We start from the raw sequence: 21,112 nt of genomic DNA, 5'->3' as shown, positions 1-21,112 counted from the left end.
CTGGAGCGCGCCGGTGTCCGACTCCCTCCGACCGCTGAACCGCCCGCGCCTGTACGAGCAGGTCGTGCAGCGGCTGCGCGAGCACGTCGCCGACTCGGGCCTGCGCGCGGGCGACCGGCTGCCGCCCGAGCGCACCCTCGCCGAGCAGCTCGGCGTCAGCCGCGCCTCGGTGAAGCAGGCGATCGTGGTGCTGGAGGTCCAGGGCCTGGTCGAGGTGCGCCACGGCGGCGGCACCTACCTGCTGCGCGAATCCCTCGAAGTCGAGCCGGTCGAGGAGCTGGTGGAGCGCAAGCGGCGGCTGCCCGACGTGCTCGACGCCCGCGAGGGCCTGGAGACCAAGCTCGCCGAGCTGGCCGCGCAGCGGCGCACCGACTCCGACATGGCCGAGATCGACGCGGCGCTGGACGCGATGCGCGCCGAGATCGAGGCGGGCGAGGTCGGCGAGGACGGCGACCGGCGCTTCCACGCGGCGGTGACCGCCGCCGCGCACAGCGCGCTGCTGGCGGAGTTCATGCGCACCATCGCCCGCGAGATCGCCGAGAGCCGCAGCGAATCGCTGCGGCAGCCGCGCAGGCCCCCGAAGTCGCTGGCCCAGCACGAACGCATCGCCGAGGCCATCCGCAACGGCGAGGCGAAGGCCGCGGCCTCCGCGATGGCGCGGCACCTGCGCACCGTCAGCCGGGTGCGGCTGCTGGACTGGGACCCCGAAGCCTGAGCAGGACCGACGCCTGAGCAGGACCGCCTGAACGGGGCCCGGGGGCCTGATCCGGCCATCCCCCGATAGGCTGCCGCAGGTTTTCTCTCCTGGGGGTCGGCGCTGCAGTGATCGGGTGGTTGTTGGGCACGGCGGGCACCGCCGCGCTGGGCGCGGTCTTCCCGCTGGTGAACATCGAGCTCTACCTGCTCGGCGTCGTCCCCACCGTGCACTCGGTGCCGTGGTGGGCGTTCGCGCTCGCCGCCGCGATCGGCCAGGTCGCCGCCAAGACGCTGTTCTTCCTCGCGGGCAAGGGCGGTTTCGCGCTCGGCGAGCGGTTGACCAAGCGGGTGCAGAAGGAGCGCACCGGCCGGTGGGCCGCCTGGGTCGAGCGGTTCCACCAGCGCACCCAGGAGCACCCGTGGTGGGGCATGGCCGTGCTGGCGGTCAGCGCGGTTCCCGGCATCCCGCCGTTCAGCCTGATGTCGCTGCTGTCCGGCGCGGCCGGACTCCCCCTGCTCGGCTACCTCGCGGCGAGCCTCGTCGGCCGGATCGGGCACTTCCTGCTCGTCGCCGGAGCGCCGGAGCTGGTGACCTGGCTGGGCTCCTGATCTGCGGTTCTCACCCGATTCGGGCGTTCTGCGATGATCACCCGGCCGAGTCCGCCGTGCACCCAGAGTCACTTTGAGTACCGGTGAGGTCACACTCCGCGAGGTGGGTGAGCTGTCGCGGATGAGATCTTCTAACGTGCCCACCCGTGAACTTTCTGCGAACGATGCCCGTCGAGGACATCCTCTCCCGGGGTGAGCGCAGCGGCCTGGTCCGCAGGCTCACCGGCAAGGACCTCATCGGGTTCGGCATCGGCATCATCATCGGCACCGGTGTGTTCACCCTCGCCGGCATCGAGGCGAAGGACCACGCGGGGCCCGCCGTGGTGCTGTCCTTCGTCATCGGCGGTGTGGTGGCCGCCCTAGCGGCGCTGGCCTACGCCGAGCTGGCCTCCTCGGTCCCCACGGCGGGCAGCGCCTACACCTACGCCTACGCGACCCTGGGCGAGCTGTTCGCCTGGATCATCGGCTGGGACCTGCTGCTGGAGTTCGCGCTCGGCGCCGCGGTGGTCTCGCGGAGCTGGTCGGGCTACATCGCCAACCTGCTGGGTCTGCCGCAGGCCTGGTTCGGCGAGGACGCGACCGTCAACGTCGGCGCCGTGCTCATCATCGCGGTGCTCACGGTGGTGGCGGTGGTCGGCATCCGCGAGTCCTCGTGGGTGACCAACGCGCTGGTCGTGGTCAAGGTCGCGGTGTGCGTGCTGGTGATCGTCGCCGGGCTGTTCTTCGTCACCGGCGCGAACCTGCACCCGTTCATCCCGCCGGCGCAGCCCGCCGAGAGCAGCGCGAGCGCCCTGGAGCAGCCGCTGGTGTCGGCGGTGCTGGGCATGGAGCAGTCGGTGTACGGCTTCGGCGGCGTGCTCACGGCCGCGGCCATCGTGTTCTTCGCCTACACCGGTTTCGAGGCGCTGGCCAACCTCGGCGAGGAGACCAGGCGGCCCCGCCGGGACCTGCCCGTGGGCCTGCTGGGCAGTCTCATCGTCTGCACGCTGCTGTACGTGCTGGTGGCGTTCGTGCTGGCCGCGATGGTCGACTACCGGCAGATCGACGAGGGCGCACCGCTGGCGGCGGCGTTCCAGTCGGTCGGCCAGCCGTGGGTGGCCGCGGTGATCTCGCTGGGCGCGGTGACCGGCCTGACCTCGGTGATGATGGTGGAGCTGGTGACCATCGGCCGCATCGGTTTCGCGATGAGCCGCGACGGGCTGCTGCCGCCCAAGCTCTCCCAGGTGCACCCGCGCTGGGGCACCCCGCACCGGATGACCATCGGCGGTGCGGTGGTGATCATGCTGCTGGCCGGGTTCATCCCGATCTCGGAGCTGTCGGACATGGTCAGCATCGGCGCGCTGTCCGGGTTCCTCATCGTGGCGCTGGCGGTGCCGGTGCTGCGCCGCACCAAGCCCGAGCTGGAGCGCCCGTTCCGGATGCCGCTGTCCCCGGTGCTGCCGGTGATCACCGCGCTGGCCTGCCTGTACCTGATGGCGAACCTGGACGTGGTGACCTGGCTGCGGTTCGCCGCGTGGCTCCTCATCGGCCTGCTGATCTACTTCGGCTACGGGCGCGGGCACGCGCTGCTGGGGCGGCGCGACGCGCAGCGGGTCGAGGGCTGACCGACGCGCGGGCACAATCGGAGCTACGGTCGCTGGTACCGGAACCCACCATCACGGGAGGTTCGATGAATCCCGAGACGCCCGAAGCCGACGCGGTCGAGCAGGCGCGCCGAGCCGAGGACCTGCCCGACGAGGACGAGTCCGCGGCGGTCGAGATCCCGCTCGACGCGGATCCGGCCGACGTCTCCGAGCAGTACCGCACGGTCCCGGTCGACGACGAGTACGACCGCTGACCTGCTGAAACGCGCCGGGCTCCGCTTCGGGGCCCGGCGCGTTCGCGTTCACGGCAGGACGCGGGTGGGGTTGAGGACGTGGTGCGGGTCCAGCGCGTCCTTGATCGCGCGCGAGGCCCACAGCCCAGCCTCGTCGAGCTCGCGGCCGAGCCAGGCGCGCTTGAGCTGACCGACGCCGTGCTCGCCGGTGATCGTGCCGCCCAGGTCCAGGCCCAGCTGCATGATCGCGTCGAAGGCCTGCTGGGCGCGTTCGGTCTCCTCGGCGTCGGAGTCGTCGAACGCGACGACGGGGTGCATGTTGCCGTCACCGGCGTGCCCGGAGCACAGCACCTGCACCCGGTGCTGCTCGGCGATGCGCTCCATGCCGTCGACCAGGTCGACCAGGTGGCGGCGCGGGACGCAGACGTCGTCGATGAGCAGCGCCTTGCCGAGCTTCTCGTGGGCGTCGCCGACGAGCCGGCGGGCCTGCATGAGCATCTCGCCCTCGGCGGGGCTGTCGGAGACCACGACCTCGGCCGCGCCCATCGCGCGCGCCACCTTCTCGAAGGCGGCCAGGTCGGCCGGGGCCTCGTCGCCGCGGTCGGACTGCACCAGCAGCATGGCGGCCATGCCGTCGGGGAAGCCGAGGTCGGCGATCTGCTGGACGGCGGCGACCGAGGAGGCGTCCATGAACTCCAGCACCGAGGGCCGGTGCCCTTCCGCGAGGTAGCCGGAGACGGTGCGCGCCGAGTCGGCGACGCGCGGGAAGAACGCGACGGCGGTCAGCGGCTGGGCGGAGGCCGGGCGCAGCGCCACGGTCACCTCGGTGACCACGCCGAGCGTTCCCTCGGCGCCGACGATCAGGCGGGTCAGGTCGTAGCCCGCGACGCCCTTGGCGGTGCGGCGCCCGGTGCGCATCACCCTGCCGTCGGCCAGCACGACCTCCAGGCCGCGCACGAAGTCGCCGGTCACGCCGTACTTCACGCAGCACATGCCGCCCGCGTTGGTGGAGACGTTGCCGCCGATGGTGGAGATGCTGCGCGAGCCGGGGTCCGGCGGGTAGAAGAGGCCCTTCTCGGCGACGGCGGCGGCGAGCACCCCGTTGACCACGCCGGGCTGCACCACGGCCAGCTGCTCGTCGACGTCGATGTCGACGATGGCGTCCATCTTCTCCAGCGACAGCAGCACGCAGCCGTCCAGCGCGTTGGCCGCGCCGGACAGGCCGGAGCGCGCGCCCTGCGGCACCACCGGAACCCGGTGGGCGTGGGCCCACTTCAGCACCGCCGCCACGTCGTCGGTGTCGCGCGCCCGGACCAGCGCCGCCGGCGTCCCGGCCGGGCAGAACGTGGCCCGGTCCCGGCTGTGCGCCGCCAGCACGTCCGGATCGTCGAACACCCGCCCCTCGGGCAGCAGCTCCCGCAGTGCGTCGGTGGGGATCATCGCCTCGTCTCTCCCAGGCTTCGAACAGGGCTCTTACCACGGCAAACCTAAACCGCCGAACGTCCGCATCCCACCCCGGAGTGACCTTCTCCGCTCCTCCCGCCCTCGGAGACCGGATTTCGATGGAAGTCGGGTCCCCGATTTCCATCGAAATCCGGTACCCGACTTCCATCGAAATCGTCCGCACCCGGGTCAGGTGATGCCCGGGGCGATCATGGTGAGCCAGACGACGACCGGGGCGATGACGACCATGGTGCCGCCGTAGAGGGCCAGGCCCTTGAAGACGGAGTCCCGTTCCGACTCGCGGGAGTTCGCGAGCATGATGGCGCCGCTGGTGGAGAACGGGCTGATGTCGACGACCGTGGAGGCGATCGCCAGAGCGGCGACCATGCCCGCGACACCGACCTGACCGCCCGCCATGAGCGGGACCGCCAGCGGGATGAGCGCGCCGAGCAGGCCGGTGGAGGACGCGAACGCCGAGACGACCGCGCCGATCAGGCACAGCAGGAACGCCGACAGCAGAGGGACGCCGATGCTGCTGACCGCGTGGCTGACGTAGTCGACGGTGCCCAGCTCCTGCAGGACGCCGACGTAGGTGAGCACGCCGCAGATGAGCAGCACGGTCGGCCAGGTGACGTTCTTGACCGCGTCGCGGTGCGCCTGCGGGGAGATGACGCCGAGCACCACGGCCACGGTGATGGCCACCAGACCGATGTCGAGCTCCAGGAACAGCGTCAGCACGACCATCGTCAGGATGCCGACGAGGGTCAGCACCTTGTCGCGGCTGAGCTCCACCCGCTCCAGCAGCGCGTCGTCGCGAGCGGCCCCGGGAGCATCGGCGGGAACCGGTGCCTCGACGCTCCTGCGCCTGCTCAGCAGCGCGAACAGCACCGATCGGTAGACCAGCCAGTCGATGGTGCCGTTGGCGCGCGCGATGGCGAACAGGTAGGTGACGCCGACCAGCACCATGAAGATGTCGCCGGGGAATCCGCCGAGGATGTCGTCGGAGGTCATGCCGCCGGCGAGGGTGCCGACGAGGAACGCGGCGGCGAAGGCCAGCGCCCCCATGTTGACCGAGAACACGCCGGTGACGACGAAGATGGCCACCAGCGCCAGGATCGAGATCAGTTCGGCGGACATGGTCACGCCCCCGATCTGCCGGTCAGCTCGGCGATCGCGGCGGTGACCCCGCCCGGCCGGTGCGGCACCCCGGCCAGCCCCAGCCCGGCTTCGACGACGCCGAGGGTGCCCAGCAGCGTGGCGTCGTTGAACGCGCCGAGGTGCCCGATGCGGAACACCTTCTTGGCCACTTTGGACAGTCCGGCGCCGAGCGAGGTGTCGAAGCGCTCCAGGATGACCTCCCGCAGGTGGTCGGCGTCGTGCTCGCCGGGCATCAGCACCGCGGTCAGCACGCTGCTGTAGTCGGTGCCGGGCGCGGTTCCCGGGTCGCGGCACAGGATTTCGAGCCCCCAGGCGCGCACGGCGGCGCGGGTGGCGGCGGCGTGCCGGGCGTGGCGCGCGTAGACCTCGTCGAGCCCTTCGTCGAGCAGCATCGACAGGGCTTCGCGCATCCCGAAGAGCATGTTGGTCGGCGGGGTGTAGCGGAAGTAGCCCTGCTTTCCCGCGGCCAGCAGCGGCTGCCAGTCCCAGTAGGACTTGGTCAGCGTCGCCGACTGCGAGGCCAGCAGCGCCTTGGCGCTGATCACGTTGAGGCCGATGCCGGGCGGCAGCATCAGGCCCTTCTGCGAGCAGCCGATCGTGACGTCCACGCCCCACTCGTCGTGCCGGTAGTCGACCGAGCCCAGCGAGGAGATCGTGTCGACCAGCAGCAGCGCCGGGTGGTCGGCGGCGTCGAGGGCGGCGCGCACCGCGGCGATGTCGCTGACCACGCCGGTGGAGGTCTCGTTGTGCACCACGGCCACGGCCTTGATCCGGTGCTCGGCGTCGGCCCGCAGCCGTTCCTCGACGGCGCCCGGGTCGACGCCGCTGCGCCAGTCGCCCGGGATCGCCTCGGGGCGCAGGCCCAGCGAGCTCGCCAGCTCGGACCACTGATCGGCGAAGTGCCCGGTCTCGTACATCAGCACCTCGTCGCCTGGCGAGAGCGTGTTGACCAGGGCGGCCTCCCACGCCCCGGTGCCCGAGGAGGGGTAGAGCACGACGTCGGCGGAAGTGCGCGCCACGGCGCGGAGCTTGTCGAAGACCTCCAGGGCGAGGTCGGCGAAATCCGGCCCCCGGTGGTCGATGGTGGGGTTGGCGATCGCGTGCAGCACCCGGTCGGGAACGTTGCTCGGCCCCGGGATCTGCAGGAAGTGGCGACTGCTGGCAACGGACATTCGATCCTCCACGGTGAGGACGATCTTCCGGCATGTGAAAACCGCGTTCCAGTGGGTTGAATTCTGTAGACAGCGAGCCGATCATGTCAAGTGGCTCACTTCCGCCTTGACACCTGTTCCAGCTGGCCACCGCCGCGAAATCGGCAGGAAAACGCGGGAAGGACACGCAGTGCGCAACGAAGCCACCACCCGGACAGCCGCTTCCGGGCTGGCCACCGAACTGGCCCGGAACCTGGACGGGAACGTCCGGTTCGACGACTACTCCCGCCACCTCTACTCCACCGACGCCAGCATGTACCGGGTCCGGCCGCTCGGCGTCGTGTTCCCGCGCCACGCCGAGGACGTCGCGACCACCGTGCGGCTGTGCGCGCAGGCCGGGGTCGCCGTGCTCCCGCGCGGTGCCGGGACGAGCCACTGCGGGCAGACCGTCGGCGAGGCCGTGGTGCTCGACTTCTCCCGCCACATGAACCGAATCCTGGAGCTGGACCCGGAACGCAGGGTGGCGCGGGTGCAACCCGGGCTGGTGCAGGACGAGCTGAACCTCGCGGCCGGCGCGCACGACCTGTTCTTCGCGCCGGACACCTCGACCAGCAACCGGGCCACGCTCGGCGGCATGATCGGCAACAACTCCTGCGGTTCGCGCTCGGCCCGCTACGGCATGACCATCGACCACGTCGAAGGTCTGGAAGTCGTGCTCTCCGACGGAAACCCGGTGCGGCTGGGCGAGATCTCGGAGTCCGACCGACTGGCCAAGTCCACTTCGGACACCCTGGAGGGCCGGATCCACCGGCGGCTCCCGGAGATCGTCGACTCCGCCCGCCCAGGCCTGGCCGAGCAGTCCCAGCAGTTCTGGCGCCGCGCCGGCGGCTACCGGCTCGACCGGCTGGCCGAGGGACCGTTCGACCTGGCGAAGTTCGTCGTGGGCGCCGAGGGCACGCTGGTCACCGTCACCGAGGCGCTGGTGCGGCTCACCCCGAAACCGAAGGCGACCGTGATGGTCGTCGGGCACTTCCACTCCACCGCCACCTGCATCGCCGGGACCGACGCGGCGATGCGCACCGGCGCCGCCGGGATCGAGATGGTGGACAACTTCATCCTCGACCTGGCCCGGAAATCACCGCAGCACGCGCACCTCTTCGACGCGCTGGACGGCGATCCGCGGGCGCTGATGTTCGCCGAGTTCTACGGCGACACGATCGAGGAGGCCCGCGCGGGAGCCGAGGCGCTCGTGGCCACCTGGCGCACCGAGGGCCACGGCTACGCCACCCGGCTGGCCGCCACCGACGCCGAACTGGCCCCGCTGCGCGCGCTGCGCAAGTCCGGCCTCGGCCTGCTGATGGCCGCGGGCCGCTCCACCGAGCGCTCGGTGGCCTTCGTCGAGGACACCGCCGTGCCGCCGGAGCACCTCGCCGAGTACACGACCAAGTTCGCCCAGATCCTGGACGACCACGGGCTGCGCGCCGGGTTCTACGGCCACGCCTCCGCCGGGTGCCTGCACGTGCGGCCGTTCATGGACCTCACCCGCCCCGACCAGGTCGCCACCATGCGCGCGGTCGCCGAGGAGGTCTGCGACCTGGCGCTGTCCTACGGCGGGGTCAACTCCAGCGAGCACGGAGACGGCTACGCCCGCAGCGAGTTCAACCGCAAGATCTTCGGCGACACCGTCTACGAGGCGATGCGGGAGGTCAAGGCGCTGTTCGACCCCGAGGGCATCATGAACCCGGGCAAGATCGTCGACGCGCCGCCGATGACCGACAACCTGCGCGAGCCCACGATCCCGGTGGCCGCGTCGCTGGACACCCACTTCGACTTCACCCGCTACGGCGGGATGCGCGGCGAGGCCGAGCGCTGCCAGCGCATCGGCGCCTGCCGCAAGCCCGAGACCTCGGGCGGGGCGATGTGCCCCTCGTTCATGGCCACCCGCGACGAGGAGCACTCCACCCGGGGCCGCGCCAACGCGCTGGTGCTGGCGCTGTCGGAACCCGATCCGCGCGCGGCGCTGGGCGACGAGCGGCTCAAGGAGGTGCTCGACCTGTGCCTGGAGTGCAAGGCCTGCCAGCACGAGTGCCCGATGTCGGTGGACATGGCGACGCTCAAGAGCGAGGCGCTGGCCCACCACCACGCCCAGCACGGCACCGACCTGCGGAGCCGGGCCTTCGGCGCCACCCGGCGGCTCTACCGGCTGGGCGCGATGGCCGCACCGCTGACCAACCTGCTCGCCCGGCCCGGGCCGGTGCGGGCGCTGATGCAGAAGGTCGTCGGCATCGACGGCCGCCGTCCGCTCCCCTCCTTCCGCCGGGACGACCTGCTGCGCTGGAACCGCTCCCGGCCGGCCACGCCCACCGCTGCGGGCGTCACCCCGGGCGAGCGGGGCGAGGTGGTGTTCCTGGCCGACTCGTTCACCAGCCACACCGAGCCGGACATCGGGCGGGCGGCGATCCGGCTGCTGGAGCACGCCGGGTGGCGGGTCCGGGTCGAGTCGGGGGTGTGCTGCGCGCGGCCGCAGATCTCGAAAGGCCTTCTCCCCCGGGCGGAGAAGGTCGCCGGGAAGCTGGTGTCGACGCTCGCGCCGGAGGCCGAGCGGGGCGTGCGGATCGTGGGCTGCGAGCCCTCGTGCGTGTCGACGCTGCGCGACGAGCACCCGAAGCTGCTGGGCGATTCCCGGGTGGCGGGCAGCGCGGGCCTCGTCGAGGACCTGCTGGCCGAAGCCCTCGACGACGGCACGCTCACGCCCCGGCGCGGACCGGAGAAGGTCCTGTTCCACGGGCACTGCCACCAGAAGGCGGTGCTGGGCACGGCGTCGTCGGCCCGGCTGCTGCGGTCGCTGTCGGAGGTCGAGGTGCTCGACGCCGGGTGCTGCGGGATGGCGGGTTCGTTCGGCTTCGAGACCGAGCACTACGAGCTGTCGATGACCATCGGCGGCCAACGCCTGTTCCCGGCCATCGAGGGCGCTCCCGAAGCGACCGTGGCGGCCACCGGCGTCTCCTGCCGCCAGCAGGTCGCCCACGGAACCGGGCGCCAGGCACGGCACCCCGTGGAACTCCTCCACGACGCCGTCTTCGGGTGAGCCGCCCCGGCAGGGGACCATTTTTCCTCGAACCGTCCGGACAAAACGGACATGGATCTCGGGTGATTCGAGGAAATACCGCCCTCTGCCGAGCACCACCCCCGCGCGAGAGCTCCGCAGCGGCGTCGTCGGAGCGGCGGCGTCGCGGTGGTGTCGTGGGTCAGGAGGGCCAGAGGCCGAAGAGGGCGGCGAAGCCTTCGCGCCAGCTGGGCCAGGTGGGCTTCCAGCCCAGGGTTTCGCGGAGGCGGAAGTTCGTCGCGCCGCGCTGCTCGGTGAGCTGGTGGACGGTCAGCCAGTCCAGCTGGGACTGGGCCTGCTCCAGGGTCAGCGCGACCGGGGCCGGGGCTCCGGCCATGCGGGCGTAGGCCGGCAGCCATTCGCAGGACTCGGCCGGCTCGTTGTCGACGACGTTGTAGGCGCCCGGATCGCCGCCTTCGAGCAGTTCCAGGATCACCCCTGCGGCGTCCTCCACGTGGGTGAAGGAGGTGAGCCCGACCCCGTCGCCGACCAGCGGCAGCTCGCTGCCGACGACCCGCGCGTGCACATCACCACCGGGCGCGTACTGGGTGTCCGGGCCGTACAGGGCGCCGTAGCGCAGCGAGACGCCCTCGATGCCGGAGCGGGTGAACAGCTCCTCCTCCATCGAGGCCAGCGCCCGCACCAGCTCGCCCCAGGCTCCGGGGGCGTCGATCCACAGCGGGGATTCCTCGTCGAGCACGTCGTGCCCGTGCGCGCGGTAGGCCGCGGTCATGCCCTGGGCGATGAACCGGCGGGCCCCGGCCGCCACGGCGGCGTCGAGGAGGTTCTTGCAGCCGCGCTCGCGGAGTTTCGCGGTGCGCCGCAACGCCTCCTGCGGATCGGCGGCGCCGAACGCCGAGGTCTGGTCGATCACCACGTCGGGAGCGCACCGGCGCAGCTGGATCCGCAGCGCATCGGGTTCGAGCAGGTCGACGGCCACGACCTCGTCGGCGGACAGCTCGTTCAGCCGGTCGGCTCTGCGCGCCAGCGCCGTCACGTGGTGACCGCGCTCCCGCAGCTGCGGCAGCAGAGCTCTTCCGACCACACCGGACGCACCGGCGACAACCACACGCAGGGGCATTCCCCGGAACCTCGCATCTGGTCAAACGTCAGCGAGCCCCGAGGCTACCCCGCGACACCCTGCCCCATCGGGTGAAACTCGCCGGTGATCGGCGAGAGGAAGATCATCTGCGGTGAGCGGCGGACCGGCGGTCACGGCCCGCCGCTCGTCGAGGACTGCAGCGAGTCAGACGGTGCGGATGCCCGCCGCCTGAGGACCCTTGGGGCCCTGCGCGATCTCGAACTCCACGCGCTGGTTCTCCTCCAGCGTGCGGAAACCGGTGGCGTCGATGGCGGAGTAGTGGGCGAAGACGTCAGAGCCACCGCCGTCGGGGGTGATGAACCCGTAGCCCTTCTCAGCGTTGAACCACTTGACCGTACCGCTAGCCATTCCTTGTTCTCCCGTTTCTGCTGGCCGGGGTCAACACCGCGCAGACCCCTGGTTGGCAGTGCTGATCACCGGCAGCGCGCGGAGCCAGGCACCGCGGCACAAAAAAAGCGCCTGCGTTCTGGCAGGCACTCTTCCAGTACTGCAAGGACCAAAACCGCAACCACGAGTCACGCTAGCACCGTGGTAGCAGGTTGTCACACGTTGATCGCAGGCGGTCAGCATGAGACCGTACCCGGTCCGCCACAAGACTTTTCGAGTTCGAACGACGCGGTCCCCGGGTCGCGTGAACCCGGGGACCGCACCGCTGGTCGTCACGGAATGCTCAGCAGGGCCTCCCCGCTCTCCTCGGCGACCCGGTTCTGCTCGGTGCGCTGCTCGGCCAGCATCAGCGCCGCGTCGCGCGGCGTGTGCCCCTCGGTGTCCCAGGCCGCCAGCAGCAGCGGGATCTTGGCCAGCATCTCCTCGCGCAGCACCTGGAAGGACAGCACGGGATCGGCGTCGACCCGCCCGAGCAGCAGCCACCACGCCCACGCCGCGGCACCGGCGTTGGCCACGAAGTCCGGGATGACCGGAATCCCGCGGGTGGCCAGCAGTTCCTCCGCCTCGGGCGTGACCGGGTTGTTGGCCGCCTCGACGATCACCCGCGCCGCCACGTCCGGCACCCGGTCGGTGCCGATCGCGAAGGACACCGCCGCCGGGATCAGGACGTCGACCTCCTGGGAGAGCACCGCGTCGCGCGGCAGCAGCTCCACACCGGCCGGGACCTGGTCGCGGTCGATCTCGCCGAACCGGTCGCGGGCCTCCAGCAGCGTCGGGACGTCCAGCCCGTCCGGGTGGTAGAGGGTTCCGGCCGCGTCGGCCATCGCCACCACCTTCAGCCCCGCCTCGTGCAGGTAGAAGGCGGCGCCGCCACCCATCGTGCCCACGCCCTGCACGGCCACGGTGGTCTCCTCCGCGGCCCAGTCGCGGGCGTGCACCACGCCCAGGCAGCACTGGGCGACGCCGTAACCGCCGACGACGTCACCGAGCAGCAGTCCGCCCGGCACCGGTGCGTTGAGCCCGGCCCGCACCCGGCGCAGCGTGCGCTCCACGTCCGGGGACCGGCGGATGGCCGCGTGGTAGGACTGGTGCATCCCCAGCTCCTCGAACGCGTCGTCGATCAGGTGCTGCGGCACGCCGAGGTCCTCGGCGGTCACCCAGTGCGCGTCCAGCCACGGGCGCATCGCCTGGAGGTAGCGCCGGAGCACTCCCTTGGCCTGCGGGTCCTTCGGGTCGCAGTCGATGCCGCCCTTCGCCCCGCCCACGGGCAACTCGAAGACAGCGGTCTTGCGGGCCATGCCGCGCGCCAGGTGCTCGACCTCTTCCATCGTGCAACCGGCACGCATCCTGGTCCCGCCGGTGGCGAGACCCGACACCAGGCTGTGCACGACGAGGAAGCCGTTGCTGCCTGTCACCGGATCCGTCCAGGTCACCTTCATGAGCGGTTCGCCGCCGACGAGTCCCATGGGCGATACCTCCTTTCAGAGCGCATACGAGACGGGGTAACGCGATCGGGCAACGACGAGATAGGGCGGATATCCGCCCTGTGTGGTTCGTCGAAGCCGATCAGCTACGTGCTAATTCGAGGAGTCTGATCGTGAGGAGAAGGTCCGCAGACCGGGTCGGACGCGGAAAGCTCTTCAACTCGGTTCGCATGAGTCCACCTCCCGCGTCCGCCCAATGGCTCGAAGCTAAGGCCGGGGGTGAGAGATTGTCAACAATCGTCGGTTCGGACAACCGTTACGACGTCGGAACGGGTGCATGACGGCCGGTAAAACGGGCGTATCCGGTTGCTGCGTAACGAGATCAACTCAACCGGCCCCCGCTGGCGCCGCGTTGGTCCTAAGCTTCCCCCCGAAGGCGCTCGTGATGCCTTCGCCCCCGATTCCGCGAATCCGACATCCCGGAGCGGAAGGGTCGAATCCGGACTCGGGGAACGGCGTGCACCGCCTCGCTGCACGACTGGAAGGATGGGAGTCATGAGCCAACCTGAGCCGCCGGGATCGCTGGATGAAGCCACGCAGCAGCAGTTGATCCAGGAGATCGGCCGGGTGATCGTGCGCGCGCTTCCACCCGGCTGGCACGAGTCCACGACGGAGTACCGCTCCCTCGGCGGCCACGTCGAGACGGTGTGCCGGTTGATCGCGCCCAACGGCAGCGCGATCCCGCTCGCCGCGCCCCCGGAAGCGGGTCCGCTGTTCGAGCGGCTGCGGCGCGGCATGTACCAGCCCGATCGGGGCACCTGGGTCAGCGCGGTCTACCGGCTGCAGCGGCCCGGCAGCTACGCGGTCGACTTCAACGGCGACCGCGAACCCGAATGGCAGACCCCTCCCCCACCCTCAGCCCGCGCGGAGGAGCTGCGGCTGCACCCGCGCCCGGCGGCCGCCACCCCGCAGTGGCTCGCCGGCGAGGCCGCCCCGCAGGTCGGATCGCCGCAACCCGGGCCCCCGCAGGCCGGTGGCCCGCAGCTGCGCACCGCGGAGGTCTTCGACGACCGCGGCAACCCGATCACCGAGCGTGCCGAGATCGGTCGCGCGGAGGCCGATCGAGTGGCGGAGTACTTGGAGACGGCCCCGGTCGTGCTGGCCGCGCGCAGCTACGACGACGACCGGCTGGACCGGCAGCGCACCGGCGCGGTGCCGATGACCTTCCACACCGACGGGACCTGGATCTGGCCGGGCGCGGTGGCCTACTACCTGCGTCAGCACGGCGTGGCGCCGGAGCCCGACCTGCTCAACCACATCCGCGCCCGGGGCTTCCAGCTCCCGGAGGTCACCGAACCGCAGCGCGAACGCGCCGTCGCCGCCATCACCGGCGAGCGCGTCTAGGCCGTCTGTCCGGAACTGACCGGCGCCACCGCACCGACCTGCTGCGACAATCAGCTCATGGTCGGTGAGGTGGCGTTCTTGGGTGGCCCGGTGGCCACGATGGACGCCGCGCGGTCGTTCACCGATGCGGTGCTGGTGCGCGACGGCCGGATCGCGGCCGTCGGTGCGGAGGCGGTGCGCGAGCGGATCGGCCCGCGCACCGACGTGATCTCGCTGCGCGGCCGGTTGCTGCTGCCGGGGTTCCACGACGCGCACGTGCACCCGGTCTTCGGCGGCCTGCTGCACGGGCGCTGCGACCTCTCGGGGGCCGAGTCGGCGGCCGATTGCCTGCGGCTGATCGCCGAGCACCTCGCCGCCCGCCCGGACTCGCCGTGGCTGCTCGGCGGCGGCTGGGACGTGGCGCAGTTCCCGGGCGGGACGCCGACGCGGCGGGCGCTGGACTCGGTGACCGGGGACCGGCCCGCGTACCTGGTCAACCGCGATCACCACGGTGCGTGGGTGAACTCGGTGGCGCTGCGGCTGGCCGGCATCGGCCGGGACACGCCGGATCCGCCGGACGGGCGCATCGAACGCGACCCGGCCGGGCGTCCCGACGGCACCCTGCACGAGGGCGCGACCCGCCTGATGGAGCACGTGCTGCCGGTCACCGGCGCCCAGGAGCACCTCGACGCCCTGGCCGAGGGGCAGCGGCACCTGCACGCGCGCGGGGTGACGTCGTGGCACGACGCGATCATCGGCCGCTACCTGGGCTACGACGACCTGCTGAGCACGTACGTCACCGCGGACGAGCGGGGGCTGCTGACCGGCAAGGTGCGGGGCGCGCTGTGGTGGGACCGCGATCGCGGCCCGGAGCAGGTGCCGGATCTGGTGGAGCGCCGCAAGCGGGCGCGGGGCAAGCGGTTCCGGGCCGAGACGGTCAAGATCATGCAGGACGGGGTGTGCGAGAACGCCACGGCCGCGCTGCGCCTGCCCTACCTGGGGCGGGATGGTCGTGGTCTGTCGTTCGTGTCCCCGGAGGCGCTGGCGGAGGTGGTGCCCGCGCTGACCGCCGAGGGCTTCCAGCTGCACTTCCACGCGGTCGGCGATCGAGCGGTGCGCGACGCGCTGGACGCGGTCCGCGGGAGCGATCCCGCGCTGCGTCACCAGATCGCTCACGTCCAGGTGGTCCATCCGGGCGATCTCCCCCGCTTCCGGGAACTCGGGGTGGCCGCGACGATCCAGCCGCGCTGGGCGGTCCAGGACGCGGCGATGACAGAGCTGACCGCGCCCCGGCTCGGCCACACCCGCACCTCGTGGCAGTACCCGTTCCGCTCGCTGCGCGCGGCGGGCGCGGTGCTGGCGGTGGGCAGCGACTGGCCGGTGTCGGAGGCCGATCCGATGCTGGGCGTCCACGTGGCGGTCAACCGCTGCGAGCCCGGCTCGGACGATGCCCTCTGCCCGGGCGAATCGCTGCAGCTCGTCGACGCGCTGGCGGCCTGCACGGCGGGCGGGGCGTGGGTGAACCACGTCGAGGGCAGCACCGGCACGATCGAGGTCGGCAAGGCCGCCGACCTGGTGCTGCTCGACGCCGATCCGTTCGCGCTGCCTGCGGCGGAGATCGCGTCCTGCGGGGTGGATCTGACGATGGTGGACGGTGTGATCGTGCACCATCGGTGATCTTGGGACTGGGCCGGCCGGGCGATGTCACATCCCGATCGTGTGCCAACCGCGGGCAGGCATTGGCCGCGCTGCGCGGGACTGGTTGCGTCTGCGGCGACGGTGCACATCCCTTGGGAGGCCGCTGACCCATGTCGTTCCGACTGCCCGAGTTCTACCTGTCCTACCCGGCCCGCCTGAACCCGAACCTGCAACGCGCGCGCGAGCACACCAAGCAGTGGGCCCGGCGCATGGAGATGATCGACGTCCCGCAGCAGGGCAAGGAGATCTGGACCGAGGCCGACCTGGATCGCGACGACTACGCGCTGCTGTGCGCCTACACCCACCCCGATTGCGACGGTGACGAGCTGGACCTGGTCACCGACTGGTACGTGTGGGTGTTCTACTTCGACGACCACTTCGTCGAGCTCTACAAGCGCGATCCGGACCTCACCGCGGCGCGCGAGCACCTCGACCGGTTGCGCGCGTTCATGCCGGTGGAGGGGGAGATCACCGAGGAGCCGACGAACCCGGTGGAGGCGGGTCTGGCGGATCTGTGGCGGCGCACGGTGCCGTCGATGAGCGTCGACTGGCGCCGCCGGTTCGCCGAGAGCACCAAGGCGCTGCTGGACGAGTCCCTGTGGGAGCTGCACAACATCAGCGAGGGCCGGCTGTCCAACCCCATCGAGTACATCGAGATGCGCCGCAAGGTCGGCGGCGCCCCGTGGTCGGCGAACCTGGTCGAGCACGCGGTGGGGATGGAGGTCCCGGCGGAACTCGCCGGGACCCGGCCGCTGAAGGTCCTGCGGGACACGTTCTCCGACGCGGTGCACCTGCGCAACGACCTGTTCTCCTACGAGCGCGAGGTCACCGACGAGGGCGAGCTGAGCAACGGCGTGCTGGTCTTCGAGCGGTTCCTGGGCATCGACACGCAGGAGGCCGCCGAGATCGTCAACGACCTGCTGACCTCGCGGATGCACCAGTTCGAGCACACCGCGGTCACCGAGATCCCGAGACTGCTGGAGGAGCACGGGGTGGATCCGGCCGGGCGGTTCGCGGTGCTGGGCTACGCCAAGGGCTTGCAGGACTGGCAGTCCGGCGGGCACGAGTGGCACATGGCCTCCGGCCGCTACCCCGAGGGCGGTGGGTCGACGGCGGTGCTGGGCGGGCCGACGGGCTTGGGGACGGCGGGGGCCTACATCGCCAAGTCGCTGGCATCGACCGCGCCGCAACGCTTTCGGAGCTTCAACCACGTCCCGTACCAACCGGTGGGCCCGGTGCGGCGGCCGCAGCTGGAGGTGCCGTTCGAGCTGCGGTTGTGCTCGCACCTGGACGTCGCCCGCGAGCACGCGGTGGACTGGTCGCGCGAGATGGGCATGTTCACCGAGGTCCAGCCGGTGTGGGACGAGGCGGCGGTGCGGTTCAACGACCTGCCGCTGTGCGCCGCCGGGCTCGACCCGGACGCGAGCCTGGAGGAGCTGGACCTGGCCTCGCACTGGCTGGTGTGGGGCACCTACGGCGACGACCTCTACCCGCAGCGGTACGGCCACGCCCGCGACATCACCGGCGCGAAGGCGCAGAACCAGCGGTTGAAGCAGATCATGACCGACTCGGGCGAGCCCGGGATCGTGCCGGTGAACATGATGGAGCGCGGTCTGGCGGACCTGTGGCGGCGCACGACGGCACCGATGAACGCCCGGGAGCGGGCGTCGTTGCGGGACGCGGTCGAGGTGATGATCGACAGCTGGGTGTGGGAGCTGGACAACCAGGCGCTCAACCACATCCCGGATCCGGTGGACTACGTGGAGATGCGGCGGGCGACGTTCGGTTCGGACATGACGATCAGCCTGGCCCGCTTCTCGCACGGTGACGTGGTGCCGCCGGAGCTGTACGAGACCCGCGCGGTGCAGAACCTGGAGAACTCGGCGATCGACTGCGCGACGCTGCTCAACGATGTGTTCTCCTACCGCAAGGAGATCGAGTTCGAGGGCGAGGTGCACAACGCGGTCCTGGTGGTGCAGAACTTCCTGGACTGCGACCAGGACCGCGCGTTCGAGATCGTGCACGAGCTGTTCAACGCCAGGATGGAGCAGTTCCGGCACGTCATCGACGTGGAACTGCCCGCCCTGTACGAGGAGCGCCAGGTCTCGCCGGAGGCGCAGAAGGCGTTGAACGAGCACGCCGAGGAGCTCCAGGACTGGCTGGCCGGCATCCTCAACTGGCACGAGCAGGTGGCCCGCTACCGCGACGAGGAGTTGCGGCACAACGCCCCGCTGAGCGGGATCCGGTCGCTCTACGCGCCTTCGACGCCGTGGGATCCCGTGCTGGGCTGAGCGAGGGCCCGCCAGGCGGCTTCTCCGATGGCGGCGGCGGCTTCGACGCCGTCGCCGCCTCGGTAGCCCTTCGTGGACACCGGGTCGGTGAGCTGGTCGATGAGCACGGCGAGCACGACCTGCGGGGTGTCGTCGGTGCTGAGCAGCGCGACGTCGTGGCGCAGTCCCTTGATCTCGCCGGTCTTGTTCCAGCAGCGCGCGTTCCCGGGCAGCCGCAACGGGATTCGGTCCACGACCTGCTGGCGCGCGAGCACGCCCAGCGCGTGCTCGGTCTCGGTCGGGGGCAAGGCATCGCCTGCGGCGAGGGCGGCCATGACGCGCGCCTGGTCGAGCGCGGTGGTCCGCAGGACGCCGGGTGCCTCGGTGTCCATGATGTGCCGTTCGACGCGCGTTCCCGCGCAGCCCAGATCCGCGATGCACTCGGCGATCGCGGGAAATCCGACCTCGTCGATGACGGCGTTGGTGGCCCCGTTGTCGCTGACGACGATCATGAGCGCGATCAGGTCCCGCAAGGAAACCGAAGCGACGCTGGGCATCTCGAACAGCACCCCGGTCCCCCGGGTCCGCTCGCGCGGCAGCTCCACGAGCCGATCCAGGTCGAGCCGCCCGTCAGCCACGGCTCGCAACGCCGCGATCATCACCAGCACCTTGATGGTGCTCGCCGAGTGCACTTCGACCTCGGCCCCCCGCAGCACGGGCACGTCCTCCCGCAGATCCCAACAGGCGATCCCCACCCGCCCGGGAAGTTCCACTCCCGCCAACTCGGCCTCGAACCGCGCCGCGAACCCCACTCATGACCTCCTGACCGACTCTCCCACCAGCAAAGCACACGGACCCCGACCTCAACGCCCGCAACACGGACACGCGCACGCCGACAAGTGGTTCTCCACGTGCACCTCAAGCGCGTCCCACGCCAGATCCTGGCGGTCACGCCGCTCATCATCAGCTTCGAGCATCAAACTCGCTGAACGGCACCGCATGAGCGAGCGCCGTGTCCCGCCACTTCCGGTACAACGACAGGTCGGGGTCCTCCAGCTGCTCCAGGTTGATCAGAGTTCCATCCTCTTCGAAGTTGAGATGGACGACGGTCTTATCATCGAACAACCAGAAGTCCTGGTTCGGCAGATCCAGCTCAAGATCGGTCGAGTCGAGCATCCGGATGTCTTCTCCGGCCTCGATGTTGCCGGGGATGCCCCAGGCCATCTGGTATCGCTGGTAGATGGTGAACGGTCGGCGCACCACGCGGACGCGCCCAAGTGCCTTACCAGCCGCGAGGTAACCCCTGACTCGCTCATGCCAGGCGGAGTTGTGGCCCTCGGGTTTGGGCTCTCCGGCCTTCCACCGATCGAAACCGGCTCTCTCCCTGGGCATCGTGTAAGTCGGCTGGCACTCGAACCGCCACGCGGTGCGCTCACACTCGTCAAAGTTCTGCAGCAGGTCGGGCACGATCATTTCTTGGCTCCCTGGAGTGCTTCTACCGACGCGAGGACGATCTCTGGCGGCACTTCGACGGCGATCTCGCCCACCCCGAGTTCGAGTCCGTCAGCAGCGCGCACGGGGAATCCCTGCACAACCGCCATTCCCGCATCGGAGAGGTACACCACCGGACAGTTGTCGAACTCGCATCCCGCAACCTTGGATAGCTTCATGGCTCCACAGATTTGCGGAGGTGACGCTATCGATCAAGCTCGTACGCGTCTTATGCACGATGTTGGGTAACGATCACCCGCTTGAGCCGCTCGGAAGGCGCATTACAGCCTTCCCAGGACCGCGAGGGCTGCTGCTGCGTCTTGGGCTGCGATGCCGACGCTGTTGTAGAAGATGCGGTCTTGCGGGGATTCTCGGGCCGGGTGATCGCCGGTGAGGACTGCGCCGAGCGGGATCAGGGCGTCGGGGGTGAGGTCGCCGGAGTCGAGGGCCGTCATGATCGGGCCTGCGTGGTGGGTGGCCGTGTCGACGTCGTCGACGACGATCGTGGTGGCGGTGCGCAGGAGGTCGGCGTCGACTTCGCGGCGGTGCGGTTCGAAGCTGCCGACGCTGACCACCGTTGCACCCGGGGCCAGATCCGAGGTGGGGACGACGGGGTCCGGGCTGAGGGTGCAGGCGACGACCATCGCCGCATCCCGGACCGCGTCGGCGGGCGTGGCGGCCGGGCGGACGTTCAGGTCGAGTTCGCTGGACAGCTCGGCGGCCGCGGTCTCGCGGCGGGTCGCGTCGCGGCTGTGGATGCGGACCTCGGCCAGCGGGCGGACCCGGGAGATCGCGCGGACGTGGGCGCGGGCCTGGACGCCGGAGCCGATCACCGCCAGCACGTCCGCCTCAGCCCGGGCGAGGGCGTCGATCGCGACGGCGCTGCCCGCGGCGGTGCGGATCTCGGTGAGCGCGGTGCCCGACATCGTCGCGGCCAACGCCCCGGTCTCCGCGTCGAGCACCAGGACCGTGGCGTTGATCGAAGCCAGTCCGCGCTCGGCGTTGCCGGGGTTGACCGAGACCAGCTTGGCGACCGGACCGTGCCGAGGCGAGAGTCGGCACAGGTACGACAGGGCGGTGTCCTGACCTGTGCGGATCGCCGTCTTCGCGGCCTGCTGCGCCTCTCGCCTGCCCAGGGACTCGAAGGCCAGGCGTTGCGAGGCGATCGCGGTGTCGTAGTCGAGGACGGCGGCCACGTCCGCGTCGGTGAGCAGCTCCATGCGCATCGACGGTGGCACACCACCCGCCTCACGGGAAGCCCCAGCATCACTGGTGCTCAGCCCGACGAGAAATCACTCTTCTGATCCTCAACAGAACACGCTCCGTCGTTCTACGGTGATCTCAGCGTTATTCCCGAGCAGGGTGATCCCCGACCTGG

The 21,112-nt window shown here is 70.8% G+C and carries 18 protein-coding genes; 8 read left to right on the top strand and 10 right to left on the bottom strand.

Annotated elements, in window-relative coordinates:
• The first annotated feature begins 13 nt into the window (after positions 1 to 13).
• The 4 genes from QFW96_RS12585 to QFW96_RS12570 all read left to right on the top strand — a co-directional run bounded on the left by QFW96_RS12585 (position 14) and on the right by QFW96_RS12570 (position 3,142).
• Positions 14 to 715, top strand: a complete 702-nt coding sequence (locus QFW96_RS12585) for a FadR/GntR family transcriptional regulator (RefSeq protein ID WP_281455789.1) — start codon at positions 14 to 16, stop codon at positions 713 to 715.
• Between the two features lie 107 nt (positions 716 to 822).
• The gene (locus QFW96_RS12580; RefSeq protein WP_281455788.1) at positions 823 to 1,305 is read left to right on the top strand and encodes a VTT domain-containing protein; all 483 of its coding nucleotides are present in this window, start codon (positions 823 to 825) and stop codon (positions 1,303 to 1,305) included.
• Between the two features lie 164 nt (positions 1,306 to 1,469).
• The gene (locus tag QFW96_RS12575) at positions 1,470 to 2,909 is read left to right on the top strand and encodes an amino acid permease (protein ID WP_425524753.1); all 1,440 of its coding nucleotides are present in this window, start codon (positions 1,470 to 1,472) and stop codon (positions 2,907 to 2,909) included.
• A 65-nt stretch (positions 2,910 to 2,974) separates the two neighbouring features.
• Positions 2,975 to 3,142, top strand: coding sequence for a hypothetical protein (locus QFW96_RS12570; protein ID WP_281455786.1), 168 nt, complete (start codon positions 2,975 to 2,977; stop codon positions 3,140 to 3,142).
• Between the two features lie 48 nt (positions 3,143 to 3,190).
• Here QFW96_RS12570 and QFW96_RS12565 read toward each other — a convergent pair whose 3' ends face one another.
• From QFW96_RS12565 to QFW96_RS12555, 3 genes are all read right to left on the bottom strand, one after another.
• The gene (locus tag QFW96_RS12565) at positions 3,191 to 4,561 is read right to left on the bottom strand and encodes an FAD-binding oxidoreductase (protein ID WP_281455785.1); all 1,371 of its coding nucleotides are present in this window, start codon (positions 4,559 to 4,561) and stop codon (positions 3,191 to 3,193) included.
• Between the two features lie 192 nt (positions 4,562 to 4,753).
• Positions 4,754 to 5,701 (bottom strand): SLC13 family permease, encoded by a 948-nt coding sequence (locus QFW96_RS12560; RefSeq protein WP_281455784.1) that lies wholly within the window; start codon positions 5,699 to 5,701, stop codon positions 4,754 to 4,756.
• A gap of 2 nt (positions 5,702 to 5,703) precedes the next feature.
• Positions 5,704 to 6,894 carry a pyridoxal-phosphate-dependent aminotransferase family protein gene (locus QFW96_RS12555; RefSeq protein ID WP_281455783.1) on the bottom strand — a complete coding sequence of 397 codons (1,191 nt, stop codon included), beginning with the start codon at positions 6,892 to 6,894 and terminating at the stop codon, positions 5,704 to 5,706.
• A gap of 169 nt (positions 6,895 to 7,063) precedes the next feature.
• On the opposite strand from QFW96_RS12555, the gene QFW96_RS12550 reads away from it, so the two are divergent.
• A complete protein-coding gene (locus QFW96_RS12550; protein WP_281455782.1) occupies positions 7,064 to 9,961 on the top strand; it encodes an FAD-binding and (Fe-S)-binding domain-containing protein in 2,898 nt (965 codons plus the stop codon).
• Between the two features lie 160 nt (positions 9,962 to 10,121).
• On the opposite strand, the gene QFW96_RS12545 is transcribed toward QFW96_RS12550, so the two are convergent.
• From QFW96_RS12545 to QFW96_RS12535, 3 genes are all read right to left on the bottom strand, one after another.
• Positions 10,122 to 11,060, bottom strand: coding sequence for an NAD-dependent epimerase/dehydratase family protein (locus tag QFW96_RS12545; protein WP_281455781.1), 939 nt, complete (start codon positions 11,058 to 11,060; stop codon positions 10,122 to 10,124).
• A gap of 165 nt (positions 11,061 to 11,225) precedes the next feature.
• Positions 11,226 to 11,429 carry a cold-shock protein gene (locus tag QFW96_RS12540; RefSeq protein WP_145739725.1) on the bottom strand — a complete coding sequence of 68 codons (204 nt, stop codon included), beginning with the start codon at positions 11,427 to 11,429 and terminating at the stop codon, positions 11,226 to 11,228.
• A 311-nt stretch (positions 11,430 to 11,740) separates the two neighbouring features.
• Positions 11,741 to 12,934: a Glu/Leu/Phe/Val family dehydrogenase gene (locus QFW96_RS12535; RefSeq protein ID WP_281455780.1), complete on the bottom strand. Its 1,194-nt coding sequence runs from the start codon at positions 12,932 to 12,934 to the stop codon at positions 11,741 to 11,743.
• Between the two features lie 513 nt (positions 12,935 to 13,447).
• Between QFW96_RS12535 and QFW96_RS12530 the strand changes: the two genes are divergently transcribed.
• From QFW96_RS12530 to QFW96_RS12520, 3 genes are all read left to right on the top strand, one after another.
• Complete coding sequence (locus QFW96_RS12530) at positions 13,448 to 14,296, top strand: hypothetical protein (protein ID WP_281455779.1); 849 nt, start codon at positions 13,448 to 13,450, stop codon at positions 14,294 to 14,296.
• 57 nt (positions 14,297 to 14,353) lie between these two features.
• Positions 14,354 to 15,952, top strand: a complete 1,599-nt coding sequence (locus QFW96_RS12525) for an amidohydrolase (protein ID WP_281455778.1) — start codon at positions 14,354 to 14,356, stop codon at positions 15,950 to 15,952.
• Between the two features lie 131 nt (positions 15,953 to 16,083).
• A complete protein-coding gene (locus QFW96_RS12520) occupies positions 16,084 to 18,264 on the top strand; it encodes a terpene synthase family protein (RefSeq protein ID WP_281455777.1) in 2,181 nt (726 codons plus the stop codon).
• On the opposite strand, the gene QFW96_RS12515 is transcribed toward QFW96_RS12520, so the two are convergent.
• The 4 genes from QFW96_RS12515 to QFW96_RS12500 all read right to left on the bottom strand — a co-directional run bounded on the left by QFW96_RS12515 (position 18,225) and on the right by QFW96_RS12500 (position 20,954).
• Positions 18,225 to 18,998: a serine hydrolase gene (locus QFW96_RS12515; RefSeq protein WP_343231379.1), complete on the bottom strand. Its 774-nt coding sequence runs from the start codon at positions 18,996 to 18,998 to the stop codon at positions 18,225 to 18,227. The genes QFW96_RS12520 and QFW96_RS12515 overlap by 40 nt on opposite strands.
• 208 nt (positions 18,999 to 19,206) lie before the next feature.
• Positions 19,207 to 19,716, bottom strand: a complete 510-nt coding sequence (locus QFW96_RS12510; protein ID WP_281455775.1) for a DUF6879 family protein — start codon at positions 19,714 to 19,716, stop codon at positions 19,207 to 19,209.
• Positions 19,713 to 19,913: a hypothetical protein gene (locus QFW96_RS12505; protein ID WP_281455774.1), complete on the bottom strand. Its 201-nt coding sequence runs from the start codon at positions 19,911 to 19,913 to the stop codon at positions 19,713 to 19,715. The genes QFW96_RS12510 and QFW96_RS12505 overlap by 4 nt, the downstream gene beginning before the upstream one ends.
• Positions 19,914 to 20,015: 102 nt before the next feature.
• A complete protein-coding gene (locus QFW96_RS12500) occupies positions 20,016 to 20,954 on the bottom strand; it encodes an ornithine cyclodeaminase family protein (protein ID WP_281455773.1) in 939 nt (312 codons plus the stop codon).
• Positions 20,955 to 21,112 lie beyond the last annotated feature (158 nt).

This window comes from Saccharopolyspora ipomoeae (assembly GCF_029952525.1).
GTDB lineage: Bacteria > Actinomycetota > Actinomycetes > Mycobacteriales > Pseudonocardiaceae > Saccharopolyspora > Saccharopolyspora ipomoeae.
This window is presented reverse-complemented; position numbering and strand designations above follow the sequence as displayed.

Bases quoted from the DNA above. Each gene is read 5' to 3' on its own strand.
- QFW96_RS12500 (WP_281455773.1), bottom strand. From the start codon at position 20,954: ATGGAGCTGCTCACCGACGCGGACGTGGCCGCCGTCCTCGACTACGAC.
- QFW96_RS12505 (WP_281455774.1), bottom strand. From the start codon at position 19,913: ATGAAGCTATCCAAGGTTGCGGGATGCGAGTTCGACAACTGTCCGGTG.
- QFW96_RS12535 (WP_281455780.1), bottom strand. From the start codon at position 12,934: ATGGGACTCGTCGGCGGCGAACCGCTCATGAAGGTGACCTGGACGGAT.
- QFW96_RS12570 (WP_281455786.1), top strand. From the start codon at position 2,975: ATGAATCCCGAGACGCCCGAAGCCGACGCGGTCGAGCAGGCGCGCCGA.
- QFW96_RS12520 (WP_281455777.1), top strand. From the start codon at position 16,084: ATGTCGTTCCGACTGCCCGAGTTCTACCTGTCCTACCCGGCCCGCCTG.
- QFW96_RS12530 (WP_281455779.1), top strand. From the start codon at position 13,448: ATGAGCCAACCTGAGCCGCCGGGATCGCTGGATGAAGCCACGCAGCAG.
- QFW96_RS12560 (WP_281455784.1), bottom strand. From the start codon at position 5,701: ATGTCCGCCGAACTGATCTCGATCCTGGCGCTGGTGGCCATCTTCGTC.
- QFW96_RS12565 (WP_281455785.1), bottom strand. From the start codon at position 4,561: ATGATCCCCACCGACGCACTGCGGGAGCTGCTGCCCGAGGGGCGGGTG.
- QFW96_RS12540 (WP_145739725.1), bottom strand. From the start codon at position 11,429: ATGGCTAGCGGTACGGTCAAGTGGTTCAACGCTGAGAAGGGCTACGGG.
- QFW96_RS12555 (WP_281455783.1), bottom strand. From the start codon at position 6,894: ATGTCCGTTGCCAGCAGTCGCCACTTCCTGCAGATCCCGGGGCCGAGC.
- QFW96_RS12575 (WP_425524753.1), top strand. From the start codon at position 1,470: ATGCCCGTCGAGGACATCCTCTCCCGGGGTGAGCGCAGCGGCCTGGTC.
- QFW96_RS12510 (WP_281455775.1), bottom strand. From the start codon at position 19,716: ATGATCGTGCCCGACCTGCTGCAGAACTTTGACGAGTGTGAGCGCACC.
- QFW96_RS12545 (WP_281455781.1), bottom strand. From the start codon at position 11,060: ATGCCCCTGCGTGTGGTTGTCGCCGGTGCGTCCGGTGTGGTCGGAAGA.
- QFW96_RS12525 (WP_281455778.1), top strand. From the start codon at position 14,354: ATGGTCGGTGAGGTGGCGTTCTTGGGTGGCCCGGTGGCCACGATGGAC.